Source organism: Streptomyces sp. NPDC002588, assembly GCF_040295925.1.
In the GTDB taxonomy this organism is placed as follows: Bacteria; Actinomycetota; Actinomycetes; order Streptomycetales; family Streptomycetaceae; genus Streptomyces.
On the sequence record NZ_JBEOWF010000016.1, the window covers coordinates 208,093 to 217,463 of the forward strand.

A 9,371-nucleotide genomic window follows, 5' to 3' on the forward strand; every position below is an offset into this window, starting at 1 on the left:
CGGTTCGGTCCAGAGGGTGGTTCAGACCCTCAGCGGCTCACCCTCACCGTGCTGCGCCGCCGCCGGCGCGATCGCCTCGGGCGACTCGTCGTGCGTCATGTCCGGCAGCCAGCCGAGCCACTTGGGCAGGTACCAGTTGCGCTCGCCGAGCAGCGCCATCACCGCGGGCAGCAGCACGCCCCGGATGATCGTCGCGTCGATCAGCACCGCCGCCGCCAGGCCCACACCCATCTGCTTCATGGACTGCATGGACAGCGTCCCGAAGATCGCGAACACCGCGACCATGATGACGGCGGCGCTGGTCACGACGCCGGCGGTGGTGACCACACCGTGCTTGACGGCCTCGTTCGTCGAAAGGCCCCGCAGCCGCGCCTCACGGATCCGCGAGACCACGAACACGTGGTAGTCCATCGACAGGCCGAACAGGATCACGAACAGGAACAGCGGCAGCCAGGTGATGATCGCGCCGACGCCCTCCGCGCCGACCAGCGAGGCGCCCCAGCCGTGCTGGAACACGGCGACCAGGATGCCGTAGGCCGCGCCCACCGACAGCAGGTTGAGCACGATCGAGGTGATCGCGATCGTCAGCGAGCGGAACGACAGCAGCATCAGCAGGAAGGCGAACACCACGACGAAGGCGAAGACCGGGGCGACCGAGCCGATCAGCTGGTCGTTGAAGTCCTTGTTGCCCGCGACCTCTCCGGTGATCGGCGCCTGCACCCCGTCGACCTTGCCGAGCGTCGCCGGCCGTACCTCGTCACGCAGCTTGTCCAGGCTCGCGCCAGCCTTGTCCTGGTCGGAGCCGCCGACCAGCGGTACGTAGACGAAGGCGACGTTCTGCGCGGCGTGCAGCTTGATCTCCACCGGCCCGTGCGAGGCACCCGAGCTGACGGCCTGCTCCTTGAACTGCTGCAACGCGCCCCGCACGGCGGAGGAGCCGATGTCGTCCGCCTTGACGACGACGGTGGCCGGCCCGGTGCCGCCCGGGAACGCCTCGTTGACCCGGTCGTACGTCTGCACGATGGGCAGCGAGTCGCCGAACTCCTGGTCCAGAGTGAGGTTCTGGGTCTTCATGCCGAGCGCCGGAGCCGCGATGGCGAGCAGCACGCCGGCCGCGACGACGACCGAGACGGCCGGCCGCGCGAGCACGCCCTTCAGGACGGCCGACCAGAACCGGCTGCCGTTGTTACCGCTCGTGCGCCGCCGCAGGAACGGGATCCGGCCCTTCTCCACCCGCTGCCCGAGCAGCGAGAGCAGCGCGGGCAGCACGGTCACCGAACCGACCATGGCGACCGCGACCACCATGAGGGAGGCGAGCCCCATCGCCTCGAAGGTGGCGAGCCCGGTGAACAGCATGCCCGCCATCGCCACGCACACGGTGACACCGGACACGATCACGGCCCGGCCGCTGGTCGCCGCGGCGATCCGGAGAGCGGTTTCCGGGTCCCGGCCCGCCTCTCGCTCCTCGCGCTCGCGGCGCAGGTAGAACAGGCAGTAGTCGACGCCCACGGCCAGTCCGACCAGCAGCATCACGGAGCTGGCGGTGTCGTCCATCGGCTGGAAGTGGCTGACGATCGCCATCAGGCCCGTGGTCGCCATGATCGCGGTGAGCGCGAGCGCCACCGGCAGCAGCGCCGCCACCAGCGCGCCGAACGCGATCAGCAGGATGCCCAGCGCCACCGGCACCGCGGAGTACTCGGCCTGCTGGAAGTCGTCGCCGAACGCGTCGTCGTACTGCTTCATCATGCTGGCGCCGCCGATCTCCTCGATCCGCAGCGAGGAGTGCTCCTTCTGCACGCCGTCGACGGCCTTCAGCACCGGCTCGACCCGGTCGCCGGCGGTGTCGGAGTCGCCGCGCATGTCGAACTGCACGAGCGCGCTGCGGCCGTCCCGGGAAATCGTCTTCGTGTCGTACGGCGAGGTCACGTCGGTGACCTTGCCGGTGCCCTGCACGGCGGTCATGATCGCGGCGACGGCGGAGCGGAACTCCGCGTCGGTGGCCTTGACCGAGCCGTCCTTCGCCTGGACGAGCACGCTCTCCCCGGCCGGTTCCTCGATCCCCGCGTCCTCGATGATCTTCGCGGCGGTGTGGGTCTCGCCCCCCAGCTGGTCGCTGTCCTTGACCTCGACGGTGCCCGCCGCCGAGCCGATCCCCATGGCCAGCACGACGAACAGCACCCAGATGCCGACCGCGGCCCATCGGTGGCGTGCGCTCCAGCCGCCGGCCCGGGCCGCCAGGCCCCGTACCCGCGTATCTCCGTTTGCCATGACGGGCCTGCCCCCTCGTGAGCGGTGCCGGCCCCCTGCCGTCACCTTTCGAATCGAAGGTATGACGCGGATAAAGCCATCTCGTCGTACTGCCCGGTGAAGTGCGGGCGGCACGAGTCCTCCCCTCGGACCGGATCGGCCTCACCGCGAGGGAGGAGGTGGGCCCTTACATCTATCCCGTGATCTAGGGGGAGCCGCCTAGGGTGGAGACATGACGACGATGTACGCGGCCCTGCTGCGGGGGATCAACGTGGGCGGTTCCAGGAAGGTCCCGATGGCCGACCTCCGCACCCTCATGACGGGACTCGACTACGGCGATGTCCGCACCTACCTCCAGAGTGGCCAGGCCGTTTTCTCCAGCGCCCACGGCGACGAGGAGAGCCTCGCCGCCGAGCTGGCCCAGGCGATCGAGAAGCAGTTCGGCTTCGACGTCGACGTGATCGTGCGTGACCACGCGTATCTGAAGACGGTCGCCGAGGCCTGCCCGTTCCCGGCCGCCGAACTCGAGGGCAAACAGCTGCACGTCACCTACTTCTCCGCGCCCGTCGGCCCGGAGCGCTACGCCGAACTCGACCAACCCGCCTACCTCCCCGAGGAGTTCCGCCTCGGCGACCGCGCGCTGTACCTGTACGCCCCCGACGGCCTCGGCCGCTCCAAGCTCGCCGAGATGCTGTCCCGGCCCCGACTGAACAAGGGGATCGTCGCCACGACCCGGAACTGGAACACGGTGGTGAAGTTGGTGGAGATGACCGAGTCCTGAGCTTCCGGTGTGTGCGAGGCTCGGAGGATGCGCTACATCATCATCGGGGCAGGGGCGGTCGGCGGTACCGTCGGCGGCCGGCTGGCGGAGTCCGGGCAGGAGGTCGTCCTGGTCGCGCGGGGCGCGCACGCGGCGGCGCTGCGGGAGAGCGGGCTGCGGCTGCGGGTGCCGCAGGGGGAGTCGACGCACCGGCTGCCCGTGGTGGCCGGGCCGGCGGAACTCGGCGTGCTGCGCGCCGACGACGTCCTCGTGCTCGCCGTGAAGACCCAGGACAGCGAGGCGGCACTGCGGAGCTGGGGCCCCGCCCCGGTCGAAGGCGGCGGTACGGCGGGCGAGCGGCTGCCGCTGGTCTGCGCGCAGAACGGCGTCGAGGGCCAGCGGCTGGCCCTGCGCCGCTTCCGGCACGTGTACGGCGTCTGCGTCTGGCTGCCGTCCACCCATGTGGAACCCGGCGTCGTCTCCGCCGCCGGCGCCCCGCTCACCGGCATCCTCCACCTCGGCCGCCACCCGCACGGCACGGACGAGACGGTCCGCGCGATCGCCGCCGACCTGGAGAAGGCGCACTTCGAGGCACCCGTCGTGGCGGACGTGGCCCGCTGGCAGTACGCCAAGCTGCTGTCCAACCTGGTCAACGCGCTGGAGGCGGTGAGCGGGCTGGTCGGCGACCCGGTGGCCGAGGCGCTGTTCGAGCGGGTACGGGCGGAGGGCGCGGCCGTGCTGGACGCGGCCGGGATCGCGTACGCGAGCGCCGGGGAACAGGGGGCGGTACGCGGAGACAAGGTCACTCTCGTCCCCCTCGCCGGCGTCGCGCGCGGCGGCGGCTCCTCCTGGCAGTCCCTGAGCCGCGGCGCGGGCACCATCGAGGCCGACTACCTCAACGGCGAGATCGCCCTGCTGGGCCGGCTGCACGGCGTACCGACCCCGCTGAACGAACTGCTCCAGCGGCTGGCCAACGAGTTCGCCCGGGACCGCAGGGCGCCCGGTTCGCTGCCGGTGACCGAACTGACCCGCCTGGCGGACGAGGCCGTCGCCGCCGTGGGCCGGGAAGGCTGAACGGGCCGGTCCGGCGGGCTCAGGCGCCGACAGCCGACAGCATCGGCGTCCGGGCCGCGTCGTAACGCTCCAGCAGCAGGCGGGCCACCTCCGGTGCCGGGCCCAGTACCTCGGCCAGGACGTCCGCCCCGGCCGCGCCCCGCGCGATGCGGTCCGGCAGGAAACCGGGGGCCAGGACGTACGGCGCGACGGCGACCCGCGCACAGCCAAGCTCGCGCAGCTCGCGCACCGCGTCCTCGGTGCGCGGCAGGGACGCGGAGGCGAACGCGGGCCGCACGGCGCACCAACCGGTGTGCCGCCACTCCCGCGCGACTTGTGCGATCACCGCGATCGCCTCCGGGTCACTGGACCCCGCCGAGGCCAGCACGACCCCGGTCGAGGACTTGTCGGCGGGCGTCAAACCCGCCTCGTACAACCGCCGTTCCAGCGCGGCGAGCAGCAGCGGCGAGGGACCGAGCACCTCCGCCTGGCGGATCCGCAGCTGCGGCGGCGCGTCCCGCAGGACCGCCGGGATGTCCGCCTTCGCATGGAACGCCCGGGTCAGCAGGAGGGGCAGGGCCACGACGTCCCGGACGCCCCGCGCCGCCAGCGACTCCAGCACACCGTGCACGGAGGGGACGTTGAAGTCCAGGAAGCCGGTCTCCACGCGCAGCCCGGGCCGCCGTGACCGCACCCGGCGCACCAGCGCGTGGACGGTCGCGGCGTGCCGCGGATCGCGGCTGCCGTGGGCGATGACGAGAAGGACCGGTTCACCCATGGACGTCAGCTCTTCACCAGCAGGCCGCGGCTGCGCAGCACCCACCGCTCCAGCGGACTGAAGATCAGCAGGTCGATCGCGATGCCGACGAACAGGATGAGCAGGATGGCCTCGAACACCATGGCCATGTCGCTCGCGGTACGGGCGTTCTCCAGCAGCTGGCCCAGGCCCACGCCCAGGTCGGGGAAGCTCGCGATGATCTCCGCGGCCATCAGCGAGCGCCACGAGAAGGCCCAGCCCTGCTTCAGGCCCGCCACATAGCCGGGCAGTGCCGCCGGCAGCGTGATGTGCCAGATGCCCTTGACGCCCGTCGCCCCCATCGTCCGCCCCGCGCGAAGGAACAGCGGCGGCACCTGGTCCACACCGGACACCAGCCCGTTGGCGATGGAGGGAACCGCGCCCAGCAGGATCACCGCGTACATCATGGAGTTGTTCAGGCCCAGCCAGATCACGGCAGGCGGCACCCACGCCACCGACGGCAGCGACTGCAGACCGGACAGGATCGGACCGATGGCCGCGCGCACGAACCTCACCCGCGCCACCAGCAGCCCCAGCGGGGTGCCGATGAGCAGCGCGAAGAAGAAGCCCAGCAGACCGCGCGAGACGCTGGTCCAGATGTAGCCGAGCAGATCGCCCTTCAGCCAGGCGTCCTGGAAGGCGCTGCCCACGGCGCCCGGCGAGGGCAGCTTCGTCGGGTCGTCGACGATCGGGTACAGGATGTACCAGACCACGAGGACCACCGCGAGCGCGATGACCGGCGGCAGGATCTTGTTGACGAGGGTCTGCCGGAACGGCGGGCGGCCGGTGGCGTTCGTCTCCAGGGCGTCGAGGCCCGCCTCGACGCTCCCGGAGTCCTGGGCCGGGCTCGTCTCAGTGCTGGCCATGACGTCGGATCTCCCCACGCAGTACATCGGTGATCTCAAGGGACAGTTCGGCCACGGGCGCGTCCTCGATACGGCGCGGCTGCGGAATGCCGACCGCCCACTCGCGCGCGATCCGGCCCGGGCGCGACGACAGCAGGATGACCCGCTGCGCGAGCCGCACCGCCTCGCGCACGTTGTGCGTGACGAAGAGGACCGAGAGGCCGGTCTCCGCCCAGATGCGGGTCAGTTCGTCGTGCAGGACGTCCCGTGTGATGGCGTCCAGCGCCGCGAACGGCTCGTCCATCAGCAGCAGGCTGCTCTCCTGCGCGAGCGCGCGGGCCAGCGCCACGCGCTGGCGCATACCGCCCGACAGCTCGTGGACGCGTTTGCCGTACGCGCCCTTCAGCCGTACCAGTTCGAGCAGCTCCTCGGCCTTGCCGCGCCGTTCGGGCTTGGCGACCCCCCTGAGCTTCAGGGCGAGTTCGATGTTCTTGCCCGCGGTGAGCCACGGGAAGAGGGCGTGCTCCTGGAACATCAGGGCGGGGCGGCCGTCCGTCGTGATCGAGCCGGCCGTCGGCCGGTCGAGCCCCGCCACCAGGTTCAGCAGCGTGGACTTGCCGCAGCCCGAGGCACCCAGAAGGGTGACGAACTCGCCCGGTGCGACATCGATGCTGATGTCGTCCAGGACGAGCTGCTGCCCGCCCGGGGTCGCGAAGGACTTCGAGACGTGCTCAAGGCGTGCCGCGTACTCGACCGACTCCGCGGCCTTGGCGAGAGTCGTGGCCATGGTCGTCACCTCCTGGGAACTAGTCGGGATCTGCGTCAGCTGCCGAGACCGGCGTCGCCGACCGTGCTCTCGCCCTCGGCCTTGAGGACCTTGTTGAGGATCGTGAGGTCGTAGATGCCCTTCAGATCGGGCTTCTCCAGCAGGCCGGCCTTGACCGCGTGCTCCGCCTCGGTGCTGAGGGTGGAGGCCAGTGGGTCGTTGATGAACTGGATGGACTTCCACGCCGGGTCCAGCACGTCGGCCGGCAGCGCCTTGCCGGAGTCCACCTCCAACTGCTTGTTCGCCGCGGCCTTCGCCTTGTCCGGGTTGGCGTCGATCCACTTGTTCGTCTCGACCGAGCCCTTCAGCACGGCCTCGACGACCTTCGGGTGGGCCTTGAGGAACTTCTGCGACACGATGATGTTCGTGATCACGAACTTCTTGTCGGGCCACAGCGTCGACTCGTCGAGCAGTACCTTGCCGCCCTCGGCGACCAGCTTCGACGCGGTCGGCTCCGGCACCCAGGCGCCGTCGATGGAACCGGACTTGTAGGCGTCCGGGGTGATCTTGTTGTCCGTGCGGACGACCGTGACGTCGCCCTTGCCGCTCTGCGCGTCGACCTTCCAGCCCTGGTCGGCCGCCCAGTTGAGGAACGCCACGTCCTGCGTGTTGCCGAGCTGGGGAGTGGCGATCTTCTTGCCCTTGACGTCGGCGAGAGACTTGATCTTCTTCGGGTTGACGACCAGCTTCACGCCGCCCGACGCCGAACCGCCGATGATCTTCAGGCTCTTGCCGTCGGACTTGGTGAAGCCGTTGATCGCCGGGGACGGGCCGATCCAGCCGATGTCGATGGAGCCCGAGTTGAGGGCCTCGATCTCGGAGGGGCCCGCGTTGAAGGTGGCGTACGACGCCTTGGTGGCACCCAGCGCCTTCTGGAAGATGCCCTGCTCGCGGCCGACGAGCGCGGTCGCGTGGGTCAGGTTGCCGAAGTAGCCGATCTTGACGGTGTCGAGACCCTCGATCTTCTGCGACCCGGCGGCGACCTTCGCGGTGTCCGTGTCGTCGGACTCGGAGCCGTAGCCGCAGGCGGCGAGCGTGAGCAGGGGAAGGGCGGCGACGACGGCCAGGCCGCGGCGGAGGAAGGCGGAGCTGTTGGCAGGCACGGGAGGGGTTCCTCTCGTTGGCCCGGCGGTCACGGTCTCTCAGGTCGTGGCCGGGAAATCGGCAAAGGGTTTTCGTCGCTTCCGGGACGTCGGGTGGGGGGACGGGGCGCGCAGGCGGTGCGCGTACGTCATGCCGCACATCGCGCGACTCCTCCCTGCCCGCTGCCGAGGGCGCCGCTGCCGATGCGGCCGCCCTCCTTCGCGAACGTCGAGTAGTAGTCGGTCGGGTTCATGTCTCAGAAGTCCCAGCCGTCGTCGTCGGTCTCGTCCTTGACCGGCTCGGGGGCGGCGAAGGACTCGCCGACCATGCCGGCGGTCAGCGTGGTGCCGTCGGCCGGGTCGATCAGGATGAACGAGCCGGTGCGGCGCGAGTCCGAGTAGGAGTCCAGGGGAAGGGGCTCCGCGGTACGGATCTTCACCCGGCCGATGTCGTTGGCGAGGAGCTGTCCCGGGTGCGGGTGCAGGGACAGGTCGTCGAGCGTGAGCCGGGACGGGATGTCCTTGACGATCGCCTTGACCGTGCGGGTGCCGTGCTTGAGCAGCACCCGGTGGCCGACGGTCAGCGGGGCGTCGGCGACATGGCAGACGGTCGCCTCCACGTCCTGGGTGGTGGGGGGCGCGTCCTTGCTGGGCACGATCAGGTCGCCGCGCGAGACGTCGATGTCGTCCGCCAGCAGCACGGTCACCGACTGCGTGGTCCAGGCCGCCTCGACCGGCTCGCCCAGCAGGTCGATCCCGGAGATCGTCGACGCCCGGCCGGACGGCAGGACGGTGACCGCGTCGCCCACCCGGAAGGTGCCGGCCGCGATCTGGCCCGCGTAGCCCCGGTAGTCCGGGTGTTCGGCGCTCTGCGGCCGGATCACGTACTGCACGGGCAGCCGGGCGTGGCAGTGCGCCAGGTCGTGGCTGACGGGCACCGTCTCCAGGTGCTCCAGCACGGTCGGGCCGCCGTACCAGTCCATGTTGGCGGACGGTTCCACGACGTTGTCGCCGGCGAGCGCCGAGATGGGGATCGCCGTGACCTCCGGGACGCCGAGTTCGAGCGCGTACGCCGTGAACTCCTCGGCGATCGCCGCAAAAACGGTTTCCCGGTACTCGACCAGGTCCATCTTGTTGACCGCGAGGACCACGTGCGGGACGCGCAGCAGGGCCGCGATCGCCGCGTGCCGGCGGGTCTGCTCGACGACGCCGTTGCGGGCGTCGACCAGGATCACCGTCAGCTCGGCCGTGGAGGCACCCGTCACCATGTTGCGGGTGTACTGCACATGGCCGGGGGTGTCGGCGAGGATGAACCGGCGGCGGGGGGTGGCGAAGTAGCGGTAGGCCACGTCGATGGTGATGCCCTGTTCGCGTTCGGCGCGCAGTCCGTCGGTGAGCAGGGCGAGGTCGGGGCCTTCCTGGCCGCGGCTCGCCGAGACGCGCTCGACGGCCTCCAGCTGGTCGGTGAGGACCGACTTGGAGTCGTGCAGCAGCCGTCCGACGAGCGTGGACTTGCCGTCGTCGACGGAGCCGGCGGTGGCGAACCGCAGAAGGGTCGTGGCCGAGAGTTCCTCGGCGGTGATCGTGCTCATGCTTAGAAGTACCCCTCGCGCTTGCGGTCTTCCATCGCGGCCTCGGAGAGCTTGTCGTCGGCGCGGGTGGCGCCCCGCTCGGTGAGCCGGGAGGCGGCGATCTCGGTGATCACGTCGGCCAGCGTCACCGCGTCGGAGTCGACGGCGCCGGTGCAGGACATGTCCCCGAC

The 9,371-nt window shown here is 70.7% G+C and carries 8 protein-coding genes and 1 pseudogene; 2 read left to right on the plus strand and 7 right to left on the minus strand.

The features are described 5' to 3' along the window. Positions 1–21: 21 nt before the first annotated feature. Complete coding sequence (locus ABT057_RS20520; protein WP_352344498.1) at positions 22–2,268, minus strand: MMPL family transporter; 2,247 nt, start codon at positions 2,266–2,268, stop codon at positions 22–24. A gap of 211 nt (positions 2,269–2,479) precedes the next feature. On the opposite strand from ABT057_RS20520, the gene ABT057_RS20525 reads away from it, so the two are divergent. Continuing rightward, on the plus strand, positions 2,480–3,028 hold the full coding sequence (locus ABT057_RS20525; protein WP_352344499.1) for a DUF1697 domain-containing protein: 549 nt from the start codon (positions 2,480–2,482) through the stop codon (positions 3,026–3,028). Between the two features lie 27 nt (positions 3,029–3,055). Then, positions 3,056–4,081: a ketopantoate reductase family protein gene (locus tag ABT057_RS20530; protein ID WP_352344500.1), complete on the plus strand. Its 1,026-nt coding sequence runs from the start codon at positions 3,056–3,058 to the stop codon at positions 4,079–4,081. Positions 4,082–4,100: 19 nt separating this feature from the next. Here the strand turns inward: ABT057_RS20530 and ABT057_RS20535 are convergent, their stop codons facing one another. The 6 genes and pseudogenes from ABT057_RS20535 to ABT057_RS20560 all read right to left on the minus strand — a co-directional run. Continuing rightward, entirely contained in the window at positions 4,101–4,838 is a 738-nt protein-coding gene (locus ABT057_RS20535; RefSeq protein WP_352344501.1) for a sirohydrochlorin chelatase, read from the minus strand. A 5-nt stretch (positions 4,839–4,843) separates the two neighbouring features. Next, positions 4,844–5,722, minus strand: a complete 879-nt coding sequence (locus tag ABT057_RS20540; RefSeq protein WP_352344502.1) for an ABC transporter permease — start codon at positions 5,720–5,722, stop codon at positions 4,844–4,846. After that, positions 5,709–6,488, minus strand: coding sequence for an ABC transporter ATP-binding protein (locus tag ABT057_RS20545; RefSeq protein ID WP_352344503.1), 780 nt, complete (start codon positions 6,486–6,488; stop codon positions 5,709–5,711). Before ABT057_RS20545 ends, ABT057_RS20540 begins: the two co-directional genes overlap by 14 nt. 35 nt (positions 6,489–6,523) lie before the next feature. After that, the gene (locus ABT057_RS20550) at positions 6,524–7,630 is read right to left on the minus strand and encodes an aliphatic sulfonate ABC transporter substrate-binding protein (protein WP_352344504.1); all 1,107 of its coding nucleotides are present in this window, start codon (positions 7,628–7,630) and stop codon (positions 6,524–6,526) included. 236 nt (positions 7,631–7,866) lie between these two features. Further along, positions 7,867–9,201 (minus strand): sulfate adenylyltransferase subunit 1, encoded by a 1,335-nt coding sequence (locus tag ABT057_RS20555; protein ID WP_352344505.1) that lies wholly within the window; start codon positions 9,199–9,201, stop codon positions 7,867–7,869. Positions 9,202–9,203: 2 nt separating this feature from the next. Further along, positions 9,204–9,371 (minus strand): annotated as a pseudogene (locus ABT057_RS20560) (sulfate adenylyltransferase subunit CysD); the annotation flags it as partial.